24 protein-coding genes are annotated in these 26,394 nt (G+C 70.8%); 13 read left to right on the forward strand and 11 right to left on the reverse strand.

The window, feature by feature from the left end:
• Positions 1-52: 52 nt before the first annotated feature.
• From K4B79_RS11235 to K4B79_RS11260, 6 genes are all read left to right on the forward strand, one after another.
• Positions 53-397 carry a hypothetical protein gene (locus K4B79_RS11235; RefSeq protein ID WP_232026352.1) on the forward strand — a complete coding sequence of 115 codons (345 nt, stop codon included), beginning with the start codon at positions 53-55 and terminating at the stop codon, positions 395-397.
• A 237-nt stretch (positions 398-634) separates the two neighbouring features.
• Positions 635-1,888 carry a L,D-transpeptidase gene (locus K4B79_RS11240; RefSeq protein ID WP_232026353.1) on the forward strand — a complete coding sequence of 418 codons (1,254 nt, stop codon included), beginning with the start codon at positions 635-637 and terminating at the stop codon, positions 1,886-1,888.
• A gap of 134 nt (positions 1,889-2,022) precedes the next feature.
• Positions 2,023-3,480 (forward strand): ABC transporter permease, encoded by a 1,458-nt coding sequence (locus K4B79_RS11245; RefSeq protein ID WP_232026354.1) that lies wholly within the window; start codon positions 2,023-2,025, stop codon positions 3,478-3,480.
• A gap of 400 nt (positions 3,481-3,880) precedes the next feature.
• Positions 3,881-4,564: an ABC transporter ATP-binding protein gene (locus tag K4B79_RS11250; RefSeq protein WP_232026355.1), complete on the forward strand. Its 684-nt coding sequence runs from the start codon at positions 3,881-3,883 to the stop codon at positions 4,562-4,564.
• A 201-nt stretch (positions 4,565-4,765) separates the two neighbouring features.
• Positions 4,766-8,065 (forward strand): S8 family peptidase, encoded by a 3,300-nt coding sequence (locus K4B79_RS11255; RefSeq protein WP_232026356.1) that lies wholly within the window; start codon positions 4,766-4,768, stop codon positions 8,063-8,065.
• A gap of 92 nt (positions 8,066-8,157) precedes the next feature.
• Positions 8,158-8,928 carry a group II truncated hemoglobin gene (locus K4B79_RS11260; RefSeq protein ID WP_232026357.1) on the forward strand — a complete coding sequence of 257 codons (771 nt, stop codon included), beginning with the start codon at positions 8,158-8,160 and terminating at the stop codon, positions 8,926-8,928.
• On the opposite strand, the gene K4B79_RS11265 is transcribed toward K4B79_RS11260, so the two are convergent.
• Positions 8,919-9,857, reverse strand: a complete 939-nt coding sequence (locus K4B79_RS11265) for a helix-turn-helix domain-containing protein (RefSeq protein WP_232026358.1) — start codon at positions 9,855-9,857, stop codon at positions 8,919-8,921. The two genes, K4B79_RS11260 and K4B79_RS11265, sit on opposite strands and share 10 nt — an antisense overlap.
• A 168-nt stretch (positions 9,858-10,025) precedes the next feature.
• Here K4B79_RS11265 and K4B79_RS11270 point away from each other — a divergent pair, with 168 nt between their 5' ends.
• A complete protein-coding gene (locus K4B79_RS11270) occupies positions 10,026-11,066 on the forward strand; it encodes an NAD(P)-dependent alcohol dehydrogenase (RefSeq protein ID WP_232026359.1) in 1,041 nt (346 codons plus the stop codon).
• Between the two features lie 53 nt (positions 11,067-11,119).
• On the opposite strand, the gene K4B79_RS11275 is transcribed toward K4B79_RS11270, so the two are convergent.
• The 3 genes from K4B79_RS11275 to K4B79_RS11285 form a co-directional block, all read right to left on the reverse strand.
• Complete coding sequence (locus K4B79_RS11275) at positions 11,120-12,250, reverse strand: FecCD family ABC transporter permease (RefSeq protein WP_232026360.1); 1,131 nt, start codon at positions 12,248-12,250, stop codon at positions 11,120-11,122.
• Positions 12,251-12,390: 140 nt separating this feature from the next.
• Complete coding sequence (locus K4B79_RS11280) at positions 12,391-13,377, reverse strand: FecCD family ABC transporter permease (RefSeq protein ID WP_232026361.1); 987 nt, start codon at positions 13,375-13,377, stop codon at positions 12,391-12,393.
• 46 nt (positions 13,378-13,423) lie between these two features.
• Positions 13,424-14,518: an iron-siderophore ABC transporter substrate-binding protein gene (locus tag K4B79_RS11285; protein ID WP_232026362.1), complete on the reverse strand. Its 1,095-nt coding sequence runs from the start codon at positions 14,516-14,518 to the stop codon at positions 13,424-13,426.
• Positions 14,519-14,603: 85 nt separating this feature from the next.
• Here K4B79_RS11285 and K4B79_RS11290 point away from each other — a divergent pair, with 85 nt between their 5' ends.
• Positions 14,604-14,987 carry a VOC family protein gene (locus tag K4B79_RS11290; RefSeq protein ID WP_232026363.1) on the forward strand — a complete coding sequence of 128 codons (384 nt, stop codon included), beginning with the start codon at positions 14,604-14,606 and terminating at the stop codon, positions 14,985-14,987.
• A 76-nt stretch (positions 14,988-15,063) separates the two neighbouring features.
• Here the strand turns inward: K4B79_RS11290 and K4B79_RS11295 are convergent, their stop codons facing one another.
• Complete coding sequence (locus K4B79_RS11295; protein WP_232026915.1) at positions 15,064-15,996, reverse strand: DUF5829 family protein; 933 nt, start codon at positions 15,994-15,996, stop codon at positions 15,064-15,066.
• 290 nt (positions 15,997-16,286) lie between these two features.
• Here K4B79_RS11295 and K4B79_RS11300 point away from each other — a divergent pair, with 290 nt between their 5' ends.
• Together K4B79_RS11300 and K4B79_RS11305 are read left to right on the forward strand one after the other, a co-directional pair.
• Complete coding sequence (locus K4B79_RS11300; RefSeq protein ID WP_232026364.1) at positions 16,287-17,051, forward strand: carbonic anhydrase; 765 nt, start codon at positions 16,287-16,289, stop codon at positions 17,049-17,051.
• A gap of 73 nt (positions 17,052-17,124) precedes the next feature.
• Positions 17,125-17,859 carry a hypothetical protein gene (locus K4B79_RS11305; protein ID WP_232026365.1) on the forward strand — a complete coding sequence of 245 codons (735 nt, stop codon included), beginning with the start codon at positions 17,125-17,127 and terminating at the stop codon, positions 17,857-17,859.
• Positions 17,860-17,921: 62 nt separating this feature from the next.
• On the opposite strand, the gene K4B79_RS11310 is transcribed toward K4B79_RS11305, so the two are convergent.
• Positions 17,922-18,770, reverse strand: a complete 849-nt coding sequence (locus K4B79_RS11310) for a DUF4394 domain-containing protein (RefSeq protein ID WP_232026366.1) — start codon at positions 18,768-18,770, stop codon at positions 17,922-17,924.
• Positions 18,771-19,079: 309 nt separating this feature from the next.
• Here K4B79_RS11310 and K4B79_RS11315 point away from each other — a divergent pair, with 309 nt between their 5' ends.
• Positions 19,080-20,351 (forward strand): PucR family transcriptional regulator, encoded by a 1,272-nt coding sequence (locus tag K4B79_RS11315; protein ID WP_232026367.1) that lies wholly within the window; start codon positions 19,080-19,082, stop codon positions 20,349-20,351.
• A 122-nt stretch (positions 20,352-20,473) separates the two neighbouring features.
• Here K4B79_RS11315 and K4B79_RS11320 read toward each other — a convergent pair whose 3' ends face one another.
• Entirely contained in the window at positions 20,474-21,595 is a 1,122-nt protein-coding gene (locus tag K4B79_RS11320) for an AI-2E family transporter (protein ID WP_232026368.1), read from the reverse strand.
• Between the two features lie 38 nt (positions 21,596-21,633).
• Complete coding sequence (gene msrA, locus K4B79_RS11325) at positions 21,634-22,311, reverse strand: peptide-methionine (S)-S-oxide reductase MsrA (protein ID WP_232026369.1); 678 nt, start codon at positions 22,309-22,311, stop codon at positions 21,634-21,636.
• Positions 22,312-22,482: 171 nt separating this feature from the next.
• Here msrA and K4B79_RS11330 point away from each other — a divergent pair, with 171 nt between their 5' ends.
• Entirely contained in the window at positions 22,483-22,686 is a 204-nt protein-coding gene (locus tag K4B79_RS11330) for a hypothetical protein (protein WP_232026370.1), read from the forward strand.
• A 158-nt stretch (positions 22,687-22,844) separates the two neighbouring features.
• Here K4B79_RS11330 and K4B79_RS11335 read toward each other — a convergent pair whose 3' ends face one another.
• Positions 22,845-23,963, reverse strand: a complete 1,119-nt coding sequence (locus K4B79_RS11335; RefSeq protein ID WP_232026371.1) for a hypothetical protein — start codon at positions 23,961-23,963, stop codon at positions 22,845-22,847.
• Between the two features lie 150 nt (positions 23,964-24,113).
• Between K4B79_RS11335 and K4B79_RS11340 the strand changes: the two genes are divergently transcribed.
• Positions 24,114-25,268, forward strand: coding sequence for a cystathionine gamma-synthase (locus tag K4B79_RS11340; RefSeq protein ID WP_232026372.1), 1,155 nt, complete (start codon positions 24,114-24,116; stop codon positions 25,266-25,268).
• Positions 25,269-25,323: 55 nt separating this feature from the next.
• Here the strand turns inward: K4B79_RS11340 and K4B79_RS11345 are convergent, their stop codons facing one another.
• Both K4B79_RS11345 and K4B79_RS11350 read right to left on the reverse strand, forming a co-directional pair.
• Complete coding sequence (locus tag K4B79_RS11345) at positions 25,324-25,569, reverse strand: hypothetical protein (RefSeq protein ID WP_232026373.1); 246 nt, start codon at positions 25,567-25,569, stop codon at positions 25,324-25,326.
• 79 nt (positions 25,570-25,648) lie between these two features.
• Positions 25,649-26,152: a sigma factor-like helix-turn-helix DNA-binding protein gene (locus K4B79_RS11350; RefSeq protein ID WP_232026374.1), complete on the reverse strand. Its 504-nt coding sequence runs from the start codon at positions 26,150-26,152 to the stop codon at positions 25,649-25,651.
• Positions 26,153-26,394: the final 242 nt, after the last annotated feature.

Below are 26,394 nucleotides of genomic sequence, written 5' to 3' on the forward strand. Positions count from 1 at the left end.
AAGGCGCGGGTCACGGGAAAGTCACGGGAGCGTTGGGCCGTACTCTCCGGGCATGAGCACTCCAGAGACATCACGTTTTGTCCGCCTTCGGGTGGAAGTCGTCCTCGAAATCGACGACGCGAAAGCCGTCGCGGAGGCCGCGCTCGCGCGGATCGCGGGCGACACCGACATGCCGGCCGACGAGCGCGGTCACGCCGAGAGCGCTGTGACGGAAGACACCGCGGAGGCCCTCGCCCATCTCGTCGACCCGTTCGACCTGGTCAAGGCGGTGCCGGGGGTGGACCTCGCACAGGCGTCCTGGTCCAGCGAGGAGATCGACTACGACCCCGATTCGCCTGACTGGGACCTTGACGAGGATGATGACGTCGAGGAAGACGAAGAGGAAGCGGTCGGCTGAGCGCCCCGGGAAATCGGTGACCCCGGGCGGCAACCGGCGCCCGGGGTTTCGTCGTCTCAGGATGCGCACTGACCGACACCGACACCATCCGCCACGGCGGACGTGGTGTTCCCCACACCTTCGCAGAATGTGGAACGGGACGAACCGGTCGTAGCGTTGAAGTTTGTTCGAGGGGACTCTCGGGTTTACGGGGACTCTCAGGGTCTGTGGGAATCGGCAGCGATGGAGAAGCGTGTGATGACGGTCGGTAAGCGGCGCAGGGGCCTGACGGTCGCGTCCGCTCTGCTCGGTGGGGTGCTGGTGCTCTCCGCGTGTTCCGGTGGCGGCGACGACGCCTCCGGCAACGACAGCGGCAACGACAGCTCCCAGTCGAAGGTCGACGAGGCGGCGGCCAAGAAGTCCTCCGAGGCCCAGATCACCATCACGCCCAAGGACGGCTCCGACAACGCGTCCATCAACAACTCCGCCGCCGTCACCGTGAGCAAGGGCACGCTCACCGACGTGACGATGACGACGGCCGCGGGGACCGAGGTCAGCGGCCAGATATCCGCGGACAAGCTGAGCTGGAAGCCCAGCGCCCAGCTGGAGCGGTCCACCACCTACAAGCTGACGGCGGAGGCGAAGGACTCCGAGGGCCGCGTCGCCCACGAGAACGCCTCCTTCACCACGGTCTCCCCGTCCAACAGCTTCATCGGCACCTTCACGCCGGACGACGGCACCACCGTCGGCGTCGGCATGCCGGTCTCGATCAACTTCGACAAGGCGATCACCAACAAGGCGGCCGTCCAGAAGGGCATCACCGTCTCCACCACCAGCGGCCAGGAAGTCGTCTGCCACTGGTTCAACGCCAACCGCATGGACTGCCGTCCCGACAAGTACTGGACGGAGAACTCCACCGTCACCCTGAAGCTCGCGCTCGACGGCGTCGAGGGTGCCGACGGGGTCTACGGCGTCCAGCAGAAGACGGTCACCTTCAAGATCGGCCGCAACCAGGTCTCGTACGTCGACGCGAAGACCAAGCAGATGAAGATCACGCACAACGGCACGACGATCAAGACCATCCCGATCTCCGCCGGTTCGCCCGAGAACAAGACGTACGAGGGCATCATGGTGATGTCGGAGAAGTTCAAGGAGACGCGCATGAACGGCGCGACCGTGGGCTTCACCGACGACGACGGCAAGGGCGAGTACGACATCAAGGACGTGCCGCACGCCATCCGCCTCACCAACTCCGGCACCTTCGTGCACGGCAACTACTGGGGCGCGAAGTCCATCTTCGGCAGCGTGAACACCAGCCACGGCTGCGTGGGTCTGTCCGACACCAAGGGTGCCAACGACAAGGGCACCGCGGGCTACTGGTTCTACAACAACTCGATCCTCGGTGACGTCGTGGTCGTCCAGAACACCGGCGACAAGACGGTCGCCCCGGACAACGGCCTCAACGGCTGGAACATGAGCTGGGCGGACTGGAAGGCCGGTTCGGCCCTCTGACCCCCCTCCGTTCTCCGTCCTCCGATGCCGCCCCCAGGGGCGGCATCGGTGTTTCCGGGCCCGGCCGCAGCCTTCTCATGCGTCTCTTATCGCGCGCTTATCCAGTCATCACACGGCGTCCCTAGCCTCCGGCCATGTTCTTCACCTACCTGAGGCGCGAGCTGCGCCGCCGTAGAAAGGCGGCCCTCGTCGTCGCCTCCGGACTGGCGCTGGGAATCGCGCTGGTCATCGTGGTCACCTCCGTGTCCTCCGGCATGGGCAAGGCCCAGGACAAGGTCCTCCAGTCGCTGTACGGGCTGGGCACGGACATGACCGTCACCAAGGCGGCCCAGCCGCAGGCGAACTCCTCCGAGCGCCCGCGCTTCCGGTTCGACGCGCGGGAGAGCGGCTCCGAGGGGGAGCAGAGCAGCGACCGTGTGATGGTCCAGGGCTTCGAGACCCTGTCCGCCGCGACCGTCACCGAGGTCGACGCGCAGAGCGGGGTCGCGGACGCGGTCGGCGGGCTGAGCCTCCAGGTCATCAAGGTCAGCGGGGAGTTCACCCGCGGCCAGTTCCAGCAGGGTGGGGGCTCGGGCAACCAGCAGGGCGGCGCGCCCGGTGGCGGCAGCGGTCAGCCGCAGGGCGAAGTGCAGGGCGGCGGCGCCGACTTCGACGTCAACAACTACTCCGTCTACGGCACGGACGTCACCGAGCCGGCCCTCGGTCCGCTGACCTCCTCGAAGATCACCAGCGGCCGTACCTTCAAGGCGACCGAGACCGACGCGAAGGTCGCCGTCGTCGATTCCGCCTACGCCAAGGAGAAGAAGCTCAAGGTCGGCTCCACCGTCACCATCAAGAGCGTCAAGTACGAGGTCGTCGGCATCGCCACCGCGGACAGCGGCGACTCCGCCGCCAACCTCTACATCCCGCTCAAGCAGGCCCAGACCCTCAGCGACTCCAAGGACAAGGTCACCACGGTCTATGTCCGGGCGTCCGACTCCCAGAAGATCGACAGCGTCAAGTCCGCGATCCAGAAGAACATCTCGGGTACGACGGTGACGACCTCCGCGGATCTCGCGGACACGGTGTCCGGGTCCCTCTCCACGGCCTCCTCCCTCGCGACCAACGTCGGCAAGTGGCTGTCGATCGCCGTCCTCGTCGCCGCCTTCCTGGTCGCCGGGCTGCTGACCTCCTCCGCGGTGTCCCGGCGGGTGCGGGAGTTCGGCACGTTGAAGGCGCTGGGGTGGAAGTCGGGGCGGGTGACCCGGCAGGTCGTCGGCGAGGCGATGGTGAACGGGCTGTTGGGGGGCGTGCTGGGTATCGCTCTCGGTCTCGCGGGGGCGTATGCGGTGACGGCCATCAGCCCCACGCTTCAGGCGCAGTTGGGTGGGGGCGGTGGTGGTGGCGCGGGTGGCGGTCCCGGTGGAGGCGGTGGCTTCGGCCGGCAGGCGGCCACCAAGACGCTCGACGTCGCCCTGACGGCACCGGTGAGCGTGACGACAGTGGCGATCGCGGTGGGCCTGGCGGTGGCTGGCGGTCTGATCGCCGGCGCCTTCGGAGGCTGGCGCGCGTCCCGACTCCGCCCTGCGGATGCCCTGCGCCGCGTCGAGTAGCGCACGCCTTGCTGTGGCCAGCCGGGGGTGGGGTCGCTCACCCGCGCTCACGGGGCGCCGCCTGCGCCCACCCGTGCCGCCCTAGGCGGCACGATTGCCCGCAGCTATGCGGACGGGGGGCCGCAGCTGCTGGAGCGGCACGATTGCCTGCAGCTATGTCGACGGCGGGCCGCCGCAGTTGGAGCGGCGCGACTGTCCGCGGCTATGCGGACGGGGATGCCGAAGCTGGACCGTGACGGGCACCGCCGCTACGACCGACGGCGACTGCACCCACCCAGGGGCGCGGGGCCGTGTCCATGTGCGGCTCCGCCGCGCGGGCGCGACCAGCCCCCACAGACCCGCGCCCGACAACGAATCCACGCCACCCCGAACCTCACGGAACCTCACCCCAGGAGCACCCATGTACGACCTCAGAAGCGTCACCAAGCGCTACACCCGAGGCAAGGAGACCGTCCTGGCCCTCGACGGAGTCGATCTCGCGATCGCCGACGGGGACCGGCTGGTGATTCAGGGCCCCACGGGTGGCGGAAAATCCACCCTTCTTCAGATGCTCGGCGGACTGGACAAGCCCACGGAAGGAGAAGTCGTCCTGGACGGCACGGATTTGGCCAGGCTTTCCGAAACCAGGCTGACCGGCGTCCGCAGTGAGAACATCGGCTTTGTCTTCCAGAGCTTCAACCTGATTCCGACCCTCACCGCACAGGAGAACGTCGAAACCGCACTCGTACCGCTGGGCGTAAAGCCCCGGGACCGCCGCGACCGCGCGGCCGAGGCGCTGAGGTCGGTCGGGCTGGGGGAGCGCCTCACCCACCTCCCCTCCGAGATGTCCGGAGGACAGCAGCAGCGCGTCGCGATCGCAAGAGCTCTGGTCAAGCAGCCCAAGGTGCTGCTCGCCGACGAGCCCACCGGCAACCTGGACGAGTCGATGCGCGACGAGATCATGGACGTACTCGAACGCATGTGGAAGGAGCTCGGGCTGACCTTCATCATGGTCACCCACGACTCGGCGATCGCGAAGAAAGCCCCGCGGCTGGCGATCATCCGCAAGGGGAAGATCACCGTAAAGGAGAACGCCGCACCGTAGTTCGACGTCGTCCGACGAGTTTTCCGGCGATCGTGTAACAGACCTTCCTGTCAGGCACCTGTCTATTGAGGTGCCTCAACGCCCCCCGCCATACTGCGAGTTGGGGGGTGCGTGCACGTACAGGCGTGCGAGATTCCCCCTGCCCGGGTGAATCGGGGAATTCACCCGGTACTTCTGCAAGGGGGAAACTTGCGCAGACAAATGAAAAGAGTGGGCGCGGCTTCGGTCGCCACGGCGGCCGCCGTCGCACTCGCCGCGGGCCTGACCAGCCCGGCAGCGGCGAAGCCCGAACAGCGGGCCACCGGCACCGCCGCGTTCGCGTCCCACCACAGCATCACCCTGATCACGGGCGACCGGGTGACCGTCGACGCCAAGGGCCAGGTCGTCGGCCTGCAGCGGGCGGAGGGGCGCCGGCACATACCCGTTCAGATCCGCAAGGCCGGCGGGCACACGCTCGTGATCCCGGCCGACGCGGCCCGGCTGGTCTCGACCGGCAAGCTCGACCAGCGGCTCTTCGACATCACCGAGCTGAACAAGGCGACGACCCGTAAGGCCCAGAAGAACGGCCTGAAGGTCATCGTCGGCTACCAGGGCGCCGCGGCGGCCACCAAGGCCGAGGTCCGGGACGCGGGCACCCTGCGCCGCACCCTGACGTCCCTGAACGCCGACGCGGTGCAGACCCCGCACGAGGACGCGCCCGAACTGTGGGACGCGGTCACCAACGGCGGCCGGACGGCCTCCGGTGTCGCGCACGTCTGGCTGGACGGCGTCCGCACGGCCACCCTCGACAAGTCGGTGCCGCAGATCGGCGCCCCCAAGGCATGGGCGGCCGGTTACGACGGCAAGGGCGTCAAGATCGCCGTCCTCGACACCGGTGTCGACGCCACCCACCCGGACCTCAAGGGCCAGGTGGTCGCGTCCAAGAACTTCAGCCCGGCCGCGGACGCCACCGACAAGGTGGGCCACGGCACGCACGTCGCGTCGATCGCGGCGGGCACCGGCGCCAAGTCGGGCGGCAAGTACAAGGGTGTGGCGCCCGGCGCCGAGATCATCAACGGCAAGGTCCTCGACGACACCGGCGGCGGTGACGACTCCAGCATCCTCGCGGGCATGGAGTGGGCGGTCGAGCAGGGCGCCGACGTCATCAACATGAGCCTCGGCGGCTACGACACCCCGGAGCTCGACGCGATGGAGACGGGGGTCAACAAGCTCTCCGCCGAGAAGGGCGTGCTCTTCGCGATCGCGGCGGGCAACGCCGGCCCGGAGGCGGTGGCTTCGCCGGGCAGCGCGGACGCCGCGCTCACCGTCGGCGCGGTCGACGACAAGGACAAGCTCGCCCCCTTCTCCTCGACCGGCCCGCGGCTCGGCGACGGTGCGATCAAGCCGGACGTCACCGCGCCCGGCGTGGACATCACGGCCGCGTCCGCCAAGGGCAGCCTGATCGAGCAGGAGGTCGGCGAGAAGCCCGCCGGCTACCTGTCGATCTCCGGTACGTCGATGGCGACCCCGCACGCGGCCGGTGCCGCCGCGATCCTCAAGCAGCAGCACCCGGAGTGGACGTACACCGAGCTCAAGGGCGCCCTGACGGGGTCCACCAAGGGCGGCAAGTACACGCCGTTCCAGCAGGGTTCGGGCCGTATCCAGGTCGACAAGGCGATCAAGCAGACCGTGATCGCCGACCCGGTGTCGGTGAGCTTCGGCACGCAGCAGTGGCCGCACACCGACGACAAGCCGGTCACCAAGAAGCTGACGTACCGCAACCTCGGCACGAAGGACGTCACGCTCACCCTGTCCGCGACCGCCACCAACCCCAAGGGCGCGGCGGCCCCGGCGGGCTTCTTCAAGCTCGCCGCGACGAAGGTCACCGTCCCCGCGAACGGCGGCACGGCGTCCGTGGACTTCACGGTCAACACCAAGCTGGGCGGCGCCCTCGACGGCGCCTACTCCGCGTACGTGACGGCGACCGGCGGCGGCCAGAGCGTCCGCACGGCCGCGGCGGTCAACCGTGAGGTGCAGTCGTACGACGTCAAGGTCAAGCACATCGGCCGCGACGGTCAGCCGACGGACGACTACAACAGCGTCCTGTTCGGCTACTCCGGACTGGGCAAGGACCGGGCCTACCCGGTTCCGGTGGCGGCCTCCGGCACCACGACCATGCGGGTGCCCAAGGGCACCTACCTGCTGGACGCCTGGATCGCGAGGGACTTCGTGAACCTGGAGGGCGGGATCGACTGGCTGGTCCAGCCGAAGCTGGCCGTCACCAAGGACGTCTCGGTGACGCTGGACGCCCGTCAGGCCAAGTCGGCGAAGATCACGGTGCCCGACGCGCAGGCCAAGCAGACAGGCGCGATGAGCAGCTACTTCTACGAGCCGGCCGGCGTCGGCATCGGCCTCGGCGTCGACACCTGGGCCAACCTGCGCATGGCGCACGTGGGCGCGGAGACCGGCGGTCTGACGCAGACCTGGAACGGCCAGTGGACCAAGGGCGCGAACGCCGAGTACGACGTGGCCACCACCGCCGAGGTCAAGAAGATCCAGGGCGACAAGGCCCGCGCCTTCAAGACGAGCGAGCTCGCCACGGTGAGGAACAACCTCGGTGCCTCCGCCCCCGGCAAGACCGGCGGGCTCGTCATCTGGGGCGAGTTCCCCGAGGACTCGGTGATCGGTATGCCGGTGGAGCAGAAGCTGCCCGGTACGCGCACCGTGTACGTCTCGACGGCCCAGAAGATCAAGTGGACCTTCGACCTGGAGCAGTACGCGGGCAAGGACGCCGACGGTCTGCCGATCATCGACGCGGTCTACACGCTGGGTGCCCCGCAGACCTTCAAGGCGGGCCGGAAGTACACGAAGACCTTCAACACCGCGGTCTTCGGTCCCCACCTGAACAGGGACTACGGGCTCTTCCGCGAGGGCAACGAGATCTACGGTCTCGTGCCGCTGTTCGCCGACGGGATGGGCCACGCCGGCTCCTCCGACTTCACGTCGGTGGCCACCTCGCTGTACCGCAACGGCACCAAGGTCGGCACCAACGACGACCCGCTGTTCGGCGGGGGGATCTTCAAGGTCCCCTCCGGTGACGCCGAGTACCGGCTGACCACCTCGGTCAAGCGGAGCGTCAAGGTCGCGGCCGCCTCCACCCGGATCGACGCGAGCTGGACCTTCCGCTCGAAGAAGCCGGCCGGCTCGGACGCGGTCACACTGCCCGCCTCCATGGTCCGCTTCAACGCCAAGACCTCGCTGGACAGCAGGGTCGAGGCCGGCCGGAACCAGACGATCCCGCTCACCGTCGAGGGCGCGGCCAAGGGCTCCAACCTGAAGTCCCTGTCCGTGTACGTGTCCTACGACTACGGCCAGACCTGGAAGAAGGTCGAGGTCAAGAACGGCAAAATCACCGCGAAGAACCCGGCGGCCGGCAAGGCCATCTCCTTCCACGCCAAGATCGCCGACAAGAAGGGCAACAAGTCGACGATCTCGATCTACAACGCGTACTACGGCAAGTAGGAACCAGCCGCCGTACGACGCCGAGTAGGCCGTGAGCGAAAGGTCTGCCGGAGGTACAGCCTCCGGCAGACCTTCCGTGTTTCCGTGGGCGTATGACCACAGAGACCGTCGAGTACATCCGCTACCGCATCCCGGAAGACCGCTCGGCGGAGTTCCTGTCCGCCTACACCCGTGCCGCGGTCCAGCTGACGGCGGCACCGCAGTGCGTCGACTTCGAACTCGCCCGCTGCGAGGAGGACTTCGAGCACTACGTCCTGCGCATCACCTGGACCTCGACCGAGGACCACATGGAGGGCTTCCGCAAGTCGGACCTCTTCCCGGACTTCCTCGCCGAGATCCGCCCGTACATCCCCGCCATCCAGGAGATGCGCCACTACAAGCCCACGACCGTCCGCGGCACCGGCTCGGCGGTCCCCACGCTCTACGACTGGGCGGGCGGCGCCGAGGCCTTCGTACGCCTCACCTCGGTCTTCTACGACAAGGTCCGCGCCGACGACCTCCTGGCCCCCGTCTTCGCCGGCCTCGCCCCCGACCACGCCGAACACGTCGCCCTCTGGCTCGCCGAGGTCTTCGGCGGTCCCCCGGCCTACTCCGAGTCCCAGGGCGGCCACGGCCACATGGTCGCCAAGCACATGGGCCGCGGCATCACCGAACCCCAGCGCCGCCGCTGGGTGAACCTGATCCAGGACGCGGCCGACGAGGCGGGCCTGCCGACGGACGCGGAGTTCCGGTCCGCCTTCCTCGCCTACGTCGAGTGGGGCACCCGCCTGGCGGTGTACTTCTCCGGCCCGGACGCCAAGCCCCCGGCGGAACAGCCGGTGCCGAGGTGGAACTGGGGAGCGGCACCGCCGTATCAGGGCTGACGCGGCGGTACCGGCTTGTGGCCCTGCCATGATCCGGCGCCCGCCCTGGTCGCGTCGGCACCCCAGCTGGCCAGGAGGCGCAGGGCCTCGGCCGTGGGGGAGCCCGGCTCCGCGTGGTAGGTCATGAGGATCTGCTCCGTGCCGTCGGAGAGCGGGAAGGCCTCGAAGTGCAGGGTCAGCTCGCCGACCAGCGGGTGGTGGACGTGCTTGACCCCGTAGTTCTTCTCCTTGACGTCGTGGGTGGCCCACAGGCGCCGGAACTCCTCGCTGCGCACGGAGAGCTCCCCGACCAGGGCGGACAGCCGGGGATCGTCGGGGTGGCAGCCGGCGTCCATACGGAGATAGGCGACGATGTCGGTGGCCTTCTGCTCCCACGGCCGGAACAGCTCCCGGTACTCGGGCCGCAGAAAGACCAGCCGGGCCCAGTTCCGCTCCTGCGCCGGAAGCTCCGCCCAGTCCCCGAAGAGCGCCGCGGCCATCCGGTTCCACGCGAGGATGTCCGTCCGGCGTCCGGTGACGTACGCGGGGACCTCGATCGAGTCCAGCAGCTGCCGTACCGCCCCGCGCACCTGCTCGGTCCGCGCCGCCTGCTTCTTCTTGTGCTGCTTCGGCTTCGCCAGGTGCGTGAGATGGGCGTGCTCGGCGTCGGTCAGCCGCAGCGCCCGGGCGATGGAGTCCAGCACCTCCGCCGACACGTTCCGTCCGTTGCCCTGCTCCAGGCGTGTGTAGTACGCCACGGACACCCCGGCCAGCTGCGCCAGCTCCTCGCGGCGCAGCCCCGGCACCCGCCGGTGCCGTCCGATGTCGGGCAGCCCGACATCCTCGGGACGGAGCCGGGCCCGGCGGGTGCGCAGGAACTCGCTCAGCTCGGCACGCCGGTCCAGGGCGCCGACGGCGGGCTCGTGTGCGGCTGCGGGGTCTTCGTTCATGTCTTCCAGTATCACCGGTCGTACGCACACCATCCTGACCCTGCCAGTAGTAGGACCAGTGGACGTACGCAAAGCTGTGACCTGGGTGAATGCCGGAGCCTGGGGCAGGGTGGAGGACGTGCCCGGCCGGAAGGCAGCCGGGCGCGCAACCCCTAGGAGAACCCCGGCATGACCACTGTCGCTGCGTACGCCGCACCCGCCGCCAAGGCTCCGCTGGAGCGCACCACCATCGAGCGCCGTGCCGTCCGCGAGCACGACGTGCTGATCGACATCAAGTTCGCGGGCATCTGCCACTCCGACATCCACCAGGCCCAGGAGGGCTGGGGCGAGGCGATCTTCCCGATGGTCCCGGGCCACGAGATCGCGGGCATCGTCTCCGAGGTCGGCCCCGGCGTCACCAAGTACCAGGTCGGCGACCGGGTGGGCGTCGGCTGCCTCGTCGACTCCTGCCGCGAGTGCGAGAACTGCAAGGCCGGCCGTGAGCAGTTCTGCCTGAACGGCTCGGTCGGCACCTACAACGCCATCGGCAAGGACGGCGAGCCCACCTACGGCGGCTACTCCGAGAAGGTCGTCGTGGACGAGAACTTCGTCGTCCGCATCCCCGAGGGCCTGGCCCTCGACGAGGCCGCGCCCCTGCTGTGCGCCGGCATCACCACGTACTCCCCGCTCAAGCAGTGGGGCGCCGCCCCCGGCAAGAACGTCGCCGTGATCGGCCTGGGCGGTCTCGGCCACATGGCCGTCAAGATCGCGCACGCCCTCGGCGCCGAGGTCACCGTCCTGTCGCAGTCGCTGCGCAAGAAGGACGACGGCCTGAAGCTGGGCGCCGACCACTACTACGCGACCAGCGACCCGAAGACGTTCGAGGAGCTCGCCGGCTCCTTCGACCTCATCGTCTCCACGGTCTCCGCGCCGCTCGACCTCGGCGCCTACCTCGGCCTGCTCAAGACCGACGGTGCCCTGGTCAACGTCGGTGCCCCCGAGGAGCCCGTCGCCCTCAACCTGTTCTCCCTCATCGGCGGCAACAAGACCCTCGCCGGCTCGATGATCGGCGGCATCGCCGAGACCCAGGAGATGCTCGACTTCTGCGCCGCGCACGGCATCGGCTCGGAGATCGAGCTGATCGCCGCGTCCGAGATCAACGAGGCGTACGAGCGCGTGGTGAACAGCGACGTGCGGTACCGGTTCGTGATCGACACGGCGACGATCTGATCCTGCTGTCGCGTGAGGGGCCCCGGTGGACGGTGACCGTCCACCGGGGCCCCTCAGCGTGTCGCCGTGCGCCGTCCCAGTAGCCACAGCAGATACGGGCCGCCGACCAGCGAGGTCAGCGCGCCGACCGGGATCTCCAGCGGGGGCAGCAGGGTGCGGGCCACGAGGTCGGCGGCGACCAGGACCACCGCCCCGGTCAACGCCGAGCACAGCAGCGGCAGTTGGGGTGTGCGGGTGATCCGGCGGGCCAGCTGGGGCGCGGTCAGCGCGACGAACCCGATCGGGCCCGCCGCACCGGTCGCCGTCGCGGCGAGCACCACGCCGAGGCCGGTCAGCCCGAGCCGGGTCCGGTCCACCCGCACCCCGAGCGCGGCCGCCGTCTCCGGGTCCAGACCGAGCGGCCGCATCGCACGCGCCGCCCACACCAGCGCGGGCAGACACAGCAGCAGGACGACGGCGAGGGGCTCCGCCTGCTCCCAGCCGCGCCCGTTGAGGCTGCCCGTCAGCCACAGCTTGACCTGCTCGGCCGCCTCCAGCTCGCTGTCCGTGAGATACAGCTGCACGATCGCCGACAGCGCGACCCCGATCCCCACCCCGGTGAGCACGAAACGGCTCGGCTGCATGCCGTGCCGCCACGCCAGCGCGTACACCAGCGCGGCCGCGGTGAGCCCTCCGGCGACGGAGACGGCGGGCAGGGCCCCGGGGGACGTGGCCGCCCCCGTCGCCAGCGCCAGCACCGTCGCCGCCGCCGCGCCATGCCCTACGCCGATCACGTCCGGGCTGGCGAGCGGGTTCCGGGTGACCGTCTGCACGAGCGCCCCGGCGAGCCCGAGGGCAGCCCCTACGAGGGCGCCCAGCGCGATGCGGGGCGCTCTCAGCTCCCCTACGACGAGCGCGTACGGGCCCTCTCCCGTGCGGAGGGTGTGCCAGACGGTGGCGGGGTCGACGTAGGTCTGACCGAGGCTGGCGGAGGCGACCATGGTGGCGGCGAGCAGGAGGATCAGGCTCGCGGCGACGAGGGCGGAGCGGCGGTGGAGTACGAGGGAGGTGTGGGAGGTCGGTCGCAGGACGAGGTGGCCGGTGGTGGAGGCTGAGGCCGGCCGTCGTTCGTCTGCGGCCCGGTGGGGGCTGGTCGCGCAGTTCCCCGCGCCCCTCGGGTTGGACGGGTCGCCGTTGCCCGACATGTCCGCGCCAGCCGCGGTGGCCGGTTCCGCACAGCTGCGGGCAATCGTGCCGCCTAGGGCGGCACGGGTGGGCGCAGGCGGCACCCCGCCAGCGCGGGTGAGCGACCCCACCCCCGGCCAGCTCCGACGCCGAGCACGTTTCACGACACGGCCCCCCGACGCCGTACCAGAACCACCAGCACCGGCACCCCCACCAACGCGGTCATCACCCCGGCCGGCACCTCCGCAGGAGCCCGCACCACCCGCCCCGCCACATCCGCGCCCACCAACAGCGCGGCCCCGAGCAAGGCGGACAACGGCAGCACAGCCCGGTAGCCACCGGAGACCAACCGCCGGGCAAGATGCGGCACCGCGAGCCCCACGAAGGCGATCGGCCCGGCGGCAGCCACCGCCGCGGCGGTCAGCAGGGCCGCGCCCAGGGCCGCCGCCCCCCGCACCCACGGCACCCGATGCCCCAGCGCCCGAGCCGTGTCGTCGCCGAGGGCAAGCGCGTCCAACCCCCGCGCACAGACGAACACCAGCACAGCCCCGGCCAAGAGAAACGGCAGCATCCGTACGACGGTCCCCGCGTCCCGCCCGCTCAACGCCCCCACCTGCCAGAACCGGAACTGATCCAGCGTGGCGGAGCTGGAGGTGAGGACCACGGTCGTACCACCGGCGGTCATCGCGGACAGCGCGGTCCCCGCGAGCGCGAGCTTCACCGGCGACGCCCCGCCCCGCCCGCGCGCGGCGACGGCGTACACCAGGCACGCGGCGACGACGGCACCGGCGAAGGCGTACCAGACGTACCCGGAGAAGCCGTTCGCGAGGCCGAAGGAGATGGCGATCACCACGCCCGCCGCCGCCCCCTGACTCAGCCCGAGGATGCCGGGGTCGGCGAGCGGATTGCGGGTGACGGCCTGGAGCGCGGCCCCGGCCACCCCGAGCGCGGCGCCCGCGGTCAGGCCGACCTCGGTCCGGGGCAGCCTCAGCGACCGTACGACGAGCGCGTCCGGCGAACCCCCGCCGTGCAGCAGCGCGTCGGCGACCGCGGACAGCGGCACCGCGCGGGTGCCGACCGCGAGGCTGAGCACACCGGCGGCGGCCACCGCGAGGGCGGCGGCCGGCCAGGCGAGACGACGTATCACGTGCGGGGTGCCTGCTTCTCGATACTCGCCTTTTACCTCTCGCTTCTCACTTCTCGCCGACGGTCTCGCCGACGGTCTCGCCGATGTTCTCGGCGAGTTCCGAGATCACCAGACGGGCGGCGCTCGGCCCGGCGTTGAGGTACCAGGGGTCGTCGTCGACCTTGACCGCGTGCCCGGCCCGCACGGCCTTCATCGACTTCCACAGCGGCCCGGCCACCACGCTCCCGGCATCCGTCTTGGCGGCGTCGCCCTGGACGGAGTAGAAGATCCAGTCCCCGTCGGCGGTGTCGATGCTCTCCGCGCCGATGTCCTCCGAGATGGCCTTGAACTGCTGAGATTTGGGCCGAGACAGCCCCATGTCGACGGCGATGGACCCGGTGAAGGAGGAGACGCCGAACATCCGGGTGCGGTCGGGGGTGAAGCGGACCATGGAGACGGTCGGGTCGCCCGCGAGCGCCTTCCCCTTCTCCCGCGCGTCCCCGACGATGCCGTCGAGGAGCCGCTGTGCGGCCTGTCCCTTGCCGACGGCCTCGCCGACGAGGAGGAGGTCGCGCTTCCAGTTGACGCCGTTGCCGGCCGTGATCACGGTGGGCGCGATCTTCGACAGCTTGGGGTAGAGGTCGCCGAGCGAGTCGTTGGCGAGGATCAGGTCCGGCTTCGCGGTCGCGAGGGACTCCAGGTTGGGTGCCTGCCGGGTGCCCGCGTCGGTCATGGCGGCGAGCTTCGCCTTGTCCTTCGGGAAGGCGTCGGCGAGGTAGTCCGGCACGAGCCCGGCGTTGTCGGCGCGGGTGGTCGTCGTCGGCACGATGCCCAGCGTCAGCAGGTCGTCGAGCTGGCCGGTGCTGAGCACGGCGATCCTCTTCGGCTCGGCCGCGAGGGTGGTCGTGCCCTTGAAGTGGGTGACCGTGCGCGGGAAGGACCCGTCGGTGTCCTTGTCGGCGCCCATGCCGTCGGCGAGCGTGCTCGGGGCGGCGGAGGGGCCCTCGGAGGCGTTCATCACCGGGTTGCGTTCGCCGGCCGCCTTCGCGGAGCCGGTGCCGCCGTCCGAGGAGGACGAGCAGCCGGCGAGCAGCCCTCCGACGACGGTGGCGGCCAGGACGGCCGCCGTGGCCTTCGCTGCTGCCACTGCTGGTGCGCGCACGACTTCTCCGACCATCTCACGGTTTGCTAAGGCAAGGCTTACCTTAACCGGTTGCGGAGTATGGTTCCGTACGAGGAGGCCCACGATGACCGTTCAGCTGAACCACACCATCGTCGCTGCACGGGACAAGCACGCCTCGGCACGGTTTCTGGCCGACATCCTGGGGCTGGCGGTGAGCCCGCAGTACGGACCGTTCGTCCCGGTCGAGATCCCCAACGGCGTGACCCTCGACTACATGGACACGAGCGGCTCGATCACCCCGCAGCACTACGCGTTCCTCGTCTCCGAGGACGACTTCGACACGATCTTCGCCCGCGTCCGCGCGGCGGGCCTGACCTACTGGGCGGACCCCGGCCACCGCCGTCCCGGCGAGATCAACCGCAACGACGGGGGCCGGGGCACCTACTTCGACGACCCGAACGGGCACAGCCTGGAGATCCTCACGCGGCCTTACGGTAGCGGAGGGTAGGACCTGTCGGGCCAGGGTCTGTCAGGTCGGGGTCTGTCAGGTCGGGGTCCGTCAGGTCGGGACCCGTCGGGCTCGGTCACTTCCTGGCGTCGAACGTCCATACGGCACGGGGGCCCGGCCCGACGGCGAGGGTCGACTTGCCGATCCGCTCGTCGTGTCGCTGCGTCACGCTCCTGTTGAGCACGAACTCGACCTTCTGGAGCCCGATGCGATCGACCGGTACGGCGTCGAAGTGCAGGTCCGTGCCGCCGCGCCGGGCGACCACGTCACCGTCCGCCGAGGTGCGTACGGCGAAACCGCCCGCCTTCAGCAGCGGCACCGTGCTGGCCAGGTCCCGTGCGGTGACCGCGAGATGGACGGCGGTCACGTCCCGCATCAGGCGGTCGCGGTAGACGTCGGTCAGGTAGCGCTCCCGGCCGACGTCACCGGGGAAGGCGGGCGGTTCGTTGTTGGTGCGCGGGTCGTCGAGGTACGTCGGCTCGTACTCCATGCCCCAGGCGCCGAAGTGGTCGTACTGGTCGGTGGTGAAGACGGCGTCGAACCACGGCACCGGGACGCCGTCGCCGAAGTCGCGGGTCTGCTGGAACTCGACTGGGGTGATGCCCCGCGCGCGCAGCCGCTCGGTCACCGTCACGAGGTCGCCCGCCCGCTCGGTCGAGACGCCCATGCCGGAGGCGCCGAGCACACCGTCCTGGCCGGGCAGGTCGCCCACCCCGAAGAGCTCGAAGTAGGTCTCACGGCCCATCAGATAGCGGCCGGTCCAGGTCTGTCCGCCGGCCCCGGTGGTGGTGCGGACCTGGAAGTTGGCGAAGGTCCGCAGGTAGGGCGAGTGCTCGACGGCGTCGGCGGTCTCGCGGTCGAGCACGGCGTACGCGTGGTTGTAGAAGAGCAGTTGCCGGCCGCCCGTGGCCGGGTCGCTCTCCTCGACGGTTCTGTTCTGCTCGGCCAGCGCCGTCGTGGCGCCGCCCCCGATCGCCGCGGCCAGGGCCAGGGCGATGACCATGATCATCCGTAATGTCCGATGGATCAGCATGCGGGTGAGCTTAGGACGGAAGATTCGCCTCCACCGGCGATTCGAACAAATATTCTCAGAACGCTCGTGGACGGTGACCCAGCGCCACGCCCCATGACCCTTCGCACCTTGGGCAGATGCTTCCCCTGCCCTTGATCGGCGCTGTACGGGTGCTAACCGGTCCCCCGCGAGGCTGGCACCGCAAGCACGCACGGCACGCACGGCACGCACGGCGCGTATGGCGCGCGTGGCACGCACGGCACGTATGGCGAGCAAGGGGAACAGACATGACTGGTGTTCGGCAACCGCAGCGCAGGGCTTTCCTCGCCGGCGGCCTGGTGACGACCGCGGCCCTGATAACCGGCTGCTCGTCGAAGACGGACGGCACGCCCTCCGCCGGCCCGGCGGCCTCCGCGACCGGCGCCTCCGCGACTCCCACCACCCGGCCCGACTCGCCCTGGACGGCGTTCGCACGGCTGATGGACGGCAACGAACGCTGGGTCGACGGCACCCTCGAGCACCCCGACCGCGACCCCGAGCGCCGCGAACTCGTCTCCCAGAAGCAGGACCCCTACGGCGTGATCCTCTCCTGCATCGACTCCCGCGTCCCGCCGGAGCTGCTCTTCGACACCGGCCTCGGCGACCTCTTCGTCCTGCGCACCGGCGGCCAGGTCGTCGGCCCGGTCGTCACCGGCTCCGTCGAGTACGGCCCCCTCACCTCCGGTACCCCCCTCGTCGTCGTCCTCGGCCACCAGCGCTGCGGGGCCATTGACGCCGCGTACAAGGCGCTGAGCGACGGCAAGACCCTGCCGGGCAACCTCCAGGCGATCTCCGACGCGCTGCGCCCGGCGTACCGGGAGACGGTGAAGTCCAAGCATCCCGACCCCGTCGACGCCATGATCCGCATCCACGTCAAGCAGACCTCCGCGGCCCTGCGCTCCAACAAGGACCTCGCCCCGCTCGTCGCCAAGGGCGACCTGGCCGTGGTCAGCGCGTACTACTCGCTCGACACGGGGAAGGTGGAGGTGCTGACGGGGGCGCCGACGGCCTGACGGGTTCGGCGGCGTTCCGTCGTCGTGCGGTTCCGTGGGGCGGGCGTCGGGTTCAGTCGGGTTCAATGGCACCGTGACCACGGCATCGGTCTCCGGCGGCAGAACCGTCGCCGGACGGGCCCCACTCGACGACGTCCTCGCCCGACTCGGCCGCCACCGGCCGGTCTTCCACTCCGAGGCCGACCTCCAGCACAGCTTCGCCCGCGCGTTGTGGGAACTGGCGCCGGACGTGCACTCCCGGCTGGAGGTACCGCAGAGCCATCCGGGCGGGACCGCACACCTGGACCTCCTGTGCATCGGCCCCTCCGCCCGTACGGCGATCGAGTTCAAGTACTTCACCCGCCGCTGGACGGGCACCGTGGCCGGCGCCGCGGGCACGCCCTCCGAGGACTACGCCCTGAAGGGGCATGCCGCCACCGACCTCGCCCGCCTCCACTTCGTCCGGGACATAGCCAGGCTGGAGCGCTTCTGCCACCACCCGGACCAGAACGGCCTCGCCGTCATGCTGACCAACGACGCCTCCCTGTGGACCCCTCCCGCGCCCGGCCGCCGGCCCACGCGCGACCGGGACTTCAGGATCCACCAGGACCGCGAACTCTCCGGCACCCTGCTGTGGGCCGACGGCACCTACGAGCGCAACACCTGCGCCCTGCGCGGTACATACGTCCTCGACTGGAGGCCGTACTCCCGACTGCCGGGCCCGGGAGGCGAGTTCCGGTACGCCGCCGTCTCCGTCACTCCGGACGACCGGCCTGGCGGCACGACGTGGCCCGGCGTGGGAAGCCGGCCCGGCCGCGCGGCACGGTGACACCCGTTCGCCGCGGACCGGTGGTGGCCGGGCCGCGGCGAAGGGCGGACAGTACCCGGGGATCAGGATCCGGTGAGGGAGATGGCCAGGTCCGTGATGTTCAGCGGGAACTGGCCGATGGCGGTGGCCTGGCCGGTGAAGACGTTGACGCTGTACAGCGACGGGGTGGCCGAGCCGGACGGGGTGAGGGTGGCGAAGGCGGCGTTGTCGACCGTCTTCCCGCCGGACAGGGTGCTGAAGATGTCCATCCCGGCGTTGATCCCGGCGTCGATGCCGAGGCTGCCGGTCGGGGCGAGCGTGCCGTTGTTCGCCGGGGACTGGAGGACGACCTGGTCGCTGGTCGTGTTGATGTCCACCAGCGTGGTCGCGGTGGCCGCGTTGAGGTCGTTGTTCGTGTAGGCGGCGGCCGAGACACCCTTGGTCGTGCCCTCGATCGGCGGGGTGGTGAGGTTCAGGTCCTGGACGGTGCTGTGGTCGTTGAGGTTGTGCCGCAGGTTCTGGCCGGTGTCGCTGATCACGCGCAGACGGTCGGCCGCCGGGTTGAAGTCGACGCCGAAGTTCGTGCCGTGCAGCGTGTACTGGAGCTGGGACACCTTGGTGACCACGACGTCCGTGGTGGGCGTCGCCGGCTTGACCGTATAGATGCCGCCCTTGTTGCCGACGCCGTACAGCAGTCCGTCCTGCACCCGGAAGTCGATCCCGATCAGAGCCGTGTCGCCGCTGAGCCCGGTGACGGCCCTGACCCAGTCGAGGATGTTCGGCCGGTCGGTCGTGAACGTCGCCATCAGGGTGCCGTCGCCGCTGATCCCGAACGCGCGCAGGCTGGGCGTGGCGGCGGGGGCGGCCGAACCGGTGCCCGGCGCGCCGAGCATGAGCGCCGTCGACGTGACCACGACCGCGACCGCCGCCATGACTCTCTTTCTCGTGCCAGCTTTCATCGGAGTTTCCCTCCCGTTTGGCAAGCGCCCTGCGTAGCGCCTGGCTGAGAATTCCCCTGTGCTCGCCCGTACTGATTACCGCGGGCTTCAACGCGGTTCTCATTAAGGCCGTTTCACACCTCCTCCACAAGCGGAAGAGGTGACGAGAACGCCCCGATCCGGGAATTTTGCGCACTGTGACAAAAGCCCGGTCGGCATACTTGCCGCCGTTTTGTGCGGAGTGATGAACGCCGTCCGGATCTCGGCTGTCGGCCGTTCGTCCCGAATGACATGCTCGCGTCCATGGGGAGCCTCTTCGCCGAGCTGGCCCGGCGGGCGTCGACCAACGCCCGCCGTGAGGTCGAGACATACACGCGTGAGATCCCGGAGTTCGGGTTCCTGCACAAGGACCCCCGGGCCCGGTCCGACACGCTGGAGCACGCGCTGTGGCTCCGGCGTCGTACCATCGAACTGTCTCCGGACAACGACGAGTTGAGCCGCGACGACCTGGGCTACATCGCGTCGATCGGGGAGCAGCGGGCGGGCGCGGGGATGTCGCTCGACGCGCGGCAGCGGGTGCTGCGCCTGCACACCGAGCTCATGCTGCGTGAGATCAACGAGGCGACCGAGGCCCAGCGCGGCGGCGGTGTCGACGAACTCATGCGCATGATGACCTGGTTCGCCCCGCAGGGTGAACGCGGCATCGTCGCCTACCGCCAGGGATTCGTGCGCGTACTGCGCCGCCGAATTCCGTACATCGAACAGGTCGCCCTGCTCACCCGGTCATTGCTCGACGGAGATCCGATTTCGGCGGAACTCGCCGAGGCCCTCGACATGGAACTTCCGGATCACTGCGCGGTGACGGTGTTCCGACTTCCGGACCGGCCCCCCGTCGATCGTTTCCTGGAAAGCGAGATCGAGACGCTGGTGAAGAGCCACCGGACGCCGGTCATGTGGGGACCGGAGGGCGAGGACGGAAGCGGTGAGCTGATCGCCCTGCTTCCCCCGCTTCCCCCGTTTCCCCTGCTTCCTGGGGTCCCCGGCACGCCGACAGCGGAGAATCCACCGCCCCACACCGTCCCCGGCCTCTTGTCCGATCCCACCCCGGACCACCTGCCGGACCTCGATCTCGTACGGGACTTCGCCCGCGCCCTCGGCCGCCCCTGCGCCGTCGGCACCGCCACCGCACCGCTGCCGGAACTGGCCGACGCGCTGGACCGCGCCCGGCGGATCAGCCGGGCGGCGCCTCTCCGCCGGACCCCGGCCCGGCTGCGGCCGCACACCCTGGCCGACGTGTTCGTCGAACTCGCCGTCGCGGAGGTGCCGTTCGTCGACGACTGGCTGCGCACGGTGGCCCGTCGCCTGGAGACCGGCCCCGACCTCCTCGCCACCCTCGACGCGTACTACCGCCACGACATGCACCGCGGTGCCACGGCGACCGCGCTCAACGTCCATACCCGCACCCTGGACTACCGCCTGCGCCGGGTCCGCGAACTCACGGGCATCAACCCCGGCTCGACGCGTGGCGTGCGTACGCTCAGCGCGGTCGTGACCCGGCACTTGTCGGGGGCGTGAGGCCGAATGCGTCGGCGGGTCGCCGCTGTCGTGGGGTCACGGTCGTCTGGTCACTGTCGTCGGGCTGATGCCGTCGGACTGGCGCCGCCGGGCCGTTGCCGTCGGGGCGCGGTCGCGCGGTGCTAGGACGGGACAGGGGCGGCGGTGTCCGTGTCCGGTCCGTCGGCTCCCGGGTCCTGGGAGGGCTCGCCGAGCTGCTCACGCACGTAGCCCCAGCCCACCGCGATCAGCGCGGCGACCGGTACGGCGAGCAGGCTGCCCACGATGCCGGCGAGACTGCCGCCCAGCGTCACCGCCAGCAGGATCACGGCCGCGTGGAGGCCGAGCCCACGGCTCTGGATCATGGGCTGGAACACGTTGCCCTCGAGCTGCTGCACCACCACGATGATGGCCAGCACGATCAGCGCGTCCGTCAGGCCGTTGGAGACCAGCGCGATGAGCACCGCGACGAAACCGGCGAACAGCGCACCGATGATCGGCACGAACGCGGAGACGAAGGTCAGCACGGCCAGCGGGAGCACCAGCGGTACCCCCAGGATCCACAGGCCCAGGCCGATCAGGACGGCGTCGAGCAGACCGACGGCCGCCTGGGACCGCACGAACGACCCCAGGGTGTCCCAGCCCCGCGCGGCCACGGTCGGCACGTCGGTGGCGAGCCGGCCGGGCAGCTGACGGGCGAGCCATGGCAGGAACCGCGGGCCGTCCTTGAGGAAGAAGAACATCAGGAACAGGGCCAGGACGGCGCTGACCAGCCCGTTCAGTACGGTGCTCACTCCCGTGACGACAGCGCCGGCCAGGTTGCCGAGACTGTCCTGGGCGCGGGAGACCGCCGAGTCGAAGGCCTTGTTGACCTGGGCGTCATCGATGTTCAACGGCGGCCCGGCGGCCCACTCCCGCACCTCCTGAACGCCCTTGAACACCCCGTCGGTCAGTTCCCCGGACTGGGATGCCACCGGTACCGCGATCAGCGCCACGACACCCATGCAGACCAACAGGAACAGCACCGTCACGAACGACGCGGCGAGGGCGGGCTTCCACCCGTGCCGCCGCAGGAACCGAGTCGGCGGCCAGGTCAGCGTGGTCAGCAGCAGACCGATCACGAGCGGCCAGACGACCGGCCACATCCGCCCCAGGACCCACAGAGCCACCGCGAGCATCAGGAGGACGAGCAGCAACTCCCCGGAGACCCGCGCCGATGTACGCAGCGCGGCCCGGGCCTTCGTGGAACTCAACGTGGCAGTCACGGATGCACCCTACGGGGACCCGGGGCACGTCCACATCGCTACTCGACCGCGGCCTCCGAAGCGGTGACCACGCCGGTCGGGCAGGACACGCCCGTCCCGCCGATGCCGCAGTACCCTGCCGGATTCTTGTCGAGGTACTGCTGGTGGTACCCCTCGGCCGGATAGAAGGGGCGGCCCTCGGACGGCAGGATCTCCGTGGTGATCGTGCCGTGGCCGGAGCTGGTGAGGGCCTTCTGGTACGCGGCGCGGGAGGCTTCGGCGGCCGCCGCCTGGGCCGGGGTGTGGGTGTGGAGGGCGGAGCGGTACTGGGTGCCGACGTCGTTGCCCTGGCGGAAGCCCTGGGTGGGGTCGTGGGACTCCCAGAAGGTCCTGAGGAGGCGCTCGTAGGAGACGAGGGCCGGGTCGAAGACCACGCGGACGACCTCGGTGTGGCCCGTCAGCCCCGAGCAGACCTCTTCGTAGGTGGGGTTCTCGGTGTGGCCGCCCTGGTAGCCGACGAGGGTGGTCCAGACGCCGACCGGGAGCTGCCAGAACTTGCGCTCGGCTCCCCAGAAGCAGCCGAGGGCGAAGTCGGCGATCTCGTACCCCTCGGGGTAGGGGCCGAGCAGGGGGGTGCCGAGGACGGTGTGGCGGTCGGGGACGGTGAACATCGGCTCCGGGCGCCCCTTCAGCGCCTGCTCGGGAGTGGGCAGGACGGGCGTACGGCCGAACAGCATGGGCGGGCTCCTCTTCGTCTCCTCGCCGGCCCCGGTCCCGGGTCTCCTGGTCTCGTCGAACCGATCCGGGCGGCACCCGGACCAACGACCGGGCGCCGCCCCGAATTCCGTCGACGGGCCCGGCCGGGCCGATGCCGACGCGTTCGCCAGGGGGAGGGCGTCGACGAGGGCGTGGACGCAGCCGTCCACCAGGCGGAACCGGCGGTGCACTTCGCCCGCTTGCCGCCCCGGATGTTCCCGGCCGGCGCCACGGTGCCGCGGACCCGCACGATCGCCGCGCCCGGGTCGTCGGGGCGGGCGGTCTCCCAGATCGGCGGCCGGGTGTCGTCTTGGGCGGGGAGGGAGGCGAGCCGGCCGCTGTGGACCGCGCGGTGAAACGAGTGGCGCTCCCGGTCCCGCCGCTCGGCCTCGCGTCGAGCAGGGCCGCAGCGGGCAACTCGTACGTGCCGAGCTCGTAGCCGTACGCGCCGCGTCGGCCCCCGATCGCGCAACCGCAGCTCGGCTCGGGCGCCCCGTCGGCGCGGTCTCGGTGGTCAGTGCGGCAGGGTCGCCGGGCTGCCGCCGTTCGCCTCGTAGCCCGCGACCGCCAGGGCCCGGTAGACCGCGAACTCCGCCGCCGGGTCGGGGGACAGGGTCCAGGGGAGGGCGCCGACATGGCCGTCGATGTGGACGAGCTGGCTCATCGCCTCCGCCCAGCGCTCGGAACGCACCAGGAAGAAGACCAGCAGATGCCGCACGTGCGCCAGCATCGGGTCGTCGGCGCGGGCGGAGTGGACGGCGTGCAGCGCGCCGTGGATCGCCTTGGTCACGACCTCGCTCTGGTAGAAACCGCTGACCAGGTTCACCTCGGGCAGGTGCTCGAAGACCGCGAAGAGCGGCATGGCGGCCAGCAGGGAGCCTCTCGGCGCCCGCGCGGCCGCGGCCTCCGCGAAGTCGTACGCCAGCGCCCGCGAGCCGTGCCACTTCTCGCACCAGTAGTGCAGCGCGGCCAGATGCGCCCCCATGTGGTTCGGGGCGCGGTCCAGGATCTTCAGCCACAGCTGCTCGAACTCCGGCCGGGGATACGCCAGGCCGCGCGCCACCGACAGCTCGATGATGTACGGGATCGGGTCACCGGGGGCGAGCAGCGCCGCGTCGCCGCACGCCGCCTTCGCCTCCTCCATGATGATCCGGAACTCGTCGGTGCCGGGCGTCGCCGTCCGCCACGCCTGCTGCACCAGGAACTCCGCGTGCACGGCCGCGCCGCCCGCGTCCTTGGGCGCCTCGGCCCGCCACACCCTCAGCCGCTGCCCGCCCGGCGACTCGCTGACACCGCCCGGCCGCTGCCGCAGCTCCAGCGAGGCGGCACCGGCGAAGGCCTGCACACGCTGCCAGCGCAGCTCGCCCTCGGTCTCGGTGCCGGCCAGCAGCTGTGAGGCCGCCTTGTGGTCCTGCGAGCGCTGCACCACGTCCAGGACGTCCAGCAGGTCCTGGTCGGGGCCGGGCATCCGGATGTCCAGCTCCTCCTGCTGCGCGAACCCGTAGTTCGCGGGGTCCGCGGCGTCCGGGTGGCCGGGGTGGACCTGCTCGATTCCGCCCCGGCGGCGCCGCATGACGGGGAGCAGCACGAAGCCCAGCATGACCAGCGCGATCAGAACCCAGAGGATTTCCATGTCTCAAGGGTTCCAGACGCCGCCGACAATTGGCCAACCCGGCCGGCGGCCTGTGGACAACTTCCGCGATCGCCGCTTCGGCGGCCGGGTAGACCGTCCCCGACCTCGGCGTCCGCCATCGGCCCCGTCGGCGGGCTACGCTCGGGGCCCATGAGTGACAGGCACATCAGTCAGCACTTCGAGACCCTGGCGATCCACGCGGGCAACACCGCGGATCCCCTCACCGGCGCGGTCGTCCCGCCGATCTACCAGGTCTCGACCTACAAGCAGGACGGCGTGGGCGGCCTGCGCGGGGGCTACGAGTACAGCCGTAGCGCCAACCCCACCAGGACGGCCCTGGAGGAGAACCTCGCGGCCCTGGAGGGCGGCCGTCGCGGCCTCGCGTTCGCGTCCGGACTGGCGGCCGAGGACTGCCTGTTGCGTACGCTGCTCAGCCCCGGCGACCACGTGGTCATCCCCAACGACGCGTACGGCGGCACGTTCCGGCTGTTCGCCAAGGTGGTCTCCCGGTGGGGGGTGGAGTGGTCGGTGGCCGACACCTCCGACGCCGCCGCGGTACGGGCCGCCATCACGCCCAAGACCAAGGCCGTGTGGGTGGAGACGCCCTCCAACCCGCTGCTCGGGATCACCGACATCGCCACGGTCGCCCAGGTCGCGCACGACGCGGGCGCCCGGCTCGTCGTGGACAACACCTTCGCCACGCCGTATCTCCAGCAGCCGCTGTCCCTCGGCGCGGACGTCGTGGTGCACTCCCTGACCAAGTACATGGGCGGCCACTCGGACGTCGTCGGCGGCGCGCTGGTCGTCAGCGACCCCGACCTCGGCGAGGAGCTGGCGTACCACCAGAACGCCATGGGCGCGGTCGCCGGGCCCTTCGACTCCTGGCTGGTGCTGCGGGGCACCAAGACGCTGTCGGTGCGGATGGACCGGCACAGCGAGAACGCGACCAAGGTCGCCGACATGCTGACCCGGCACGCGCGCGTGAGCAGGGTTCTCTACCCGGGTCTGGAGGACCACCCCGGGCACGAGGTCGCCGCCAAGCAGATGCGGGCGTTCGGCGGCATGGTCTCCTTCCGGGTCGAGGGCGGTGAGGAGGCGGCCGTCGAGGTCTGCAACCGCGCCAAGGTGTTCACGCTGGGCGAGTCCCTGGGCGGCGTCGAGTCGCTGATCGAGCACCCCGGCCGGATGACGCACGCCTCCGCGGCCGGCTCGGCGCTGGAGGTGCCCGCCGATCTCGTACGGCTGTCCGTGGGCATCGAGAACGTCGAGGACCTGCTGGAGGACCTGCGGCAGGCGCTGGGATAGCGCGGCGGGCGCTCGGACAGTCCGTGCGGTGAGGCGAGCCCGGGGACGGGCGCGTTCACCAGTCCAGCGGTGGGGTCGTCTCCGAGGGCGGCTCCACCCAGGGCTGGGCCACCAGCGCCCACACGACGAACGCCACCGTCGCCGCGAACAGCAGCAGCCACATCAGGCGGCGCGCCGCCTGCCTGCGGCGCAGCATCCGGCCGCCGCGGCGCATCACGTCCGCGTACAGCTCCGGCGGCACGGACGCCGGCCCGCCCTCCAGGATCTGCCGTACGAGGGCCTCCCGCCGGGGCTGGTTCATGTGCCGCACCGCCTCATGAGGGGCGCTTTTCGCTGCCCATTCCCCGGCCTCATGATCACCGGCCCCGTGATCCCCGGCCTCATGACGGGGCCACCTTCGCGCCGACCGGCCTGGGGGCAGGGCCCCTGGGCGGGTGCAGGAGGGTCGTCGTCGCGCGGTCGCAGATCGCCCGGACGCGTTCCTGGGGGAGGCCGAGCAGGGCGGCCGCCTGTTCCTCCGCGACCCCCTCGTACAGCCTGAGGACCAGGATCAGACGCTCCTGCGGGCTGAGCCGGGCCAGGGCGCCGGTGGCGCGGGAGCGGGTGCGGCCGAGCGCGCCGTACTGGTGCCAGGCCCCGCGCGCGAAGCGGGTGGCCAGGTACTGGCGGGTGCGGTCGTAGGGGTCCTCGCCGCGGAGCCGGTCCCAGCACGCGTACGTGTGCGCCAGGGCCAGCGTCAACAGGCGCCGCGCGCGCGGGTTGTCGTGCGGGTCCTCCGCCGTCAGCAGCGTGGCGGCATGCAGCAGCCGCCCGGCCGCGCCCGCGACGAACGCCTGGAACTCCCGGGCCCGACGCGCGCTCTGTGACGCACCCCGTCCTCGCACCGCGCCTCCCCCTGAGGGCGATCCTGCTGATGCTCCTCATCTGAGGCCAGCCCCGGCCCGCCGGTCAAGAGCCGCGCAGCAGCGAGCCGGACCGAGGGGCGGGCGGGGCGGGGGCCGGGCAGGTGGGGCGGGCCGGGCCGACGCCGGGACGGCGACCGTCCCGCGCACGTCATGAGGAGAGCGCTCCACGCGCGCGTGCGGGAGACCACTCGGCGCGGCCTGGCCGGTGTGACGAGCCCGAG

Source organism: Streptomyces lincolnensis, from assembly GCF_021173675.1.
Classification (GTDB): Bacteria; Actinomycetota; Actinomycetes; order Streptomycetales; family Streptomycetaceae; genus Streptomyces; species Streptomyces lincolnensis_B.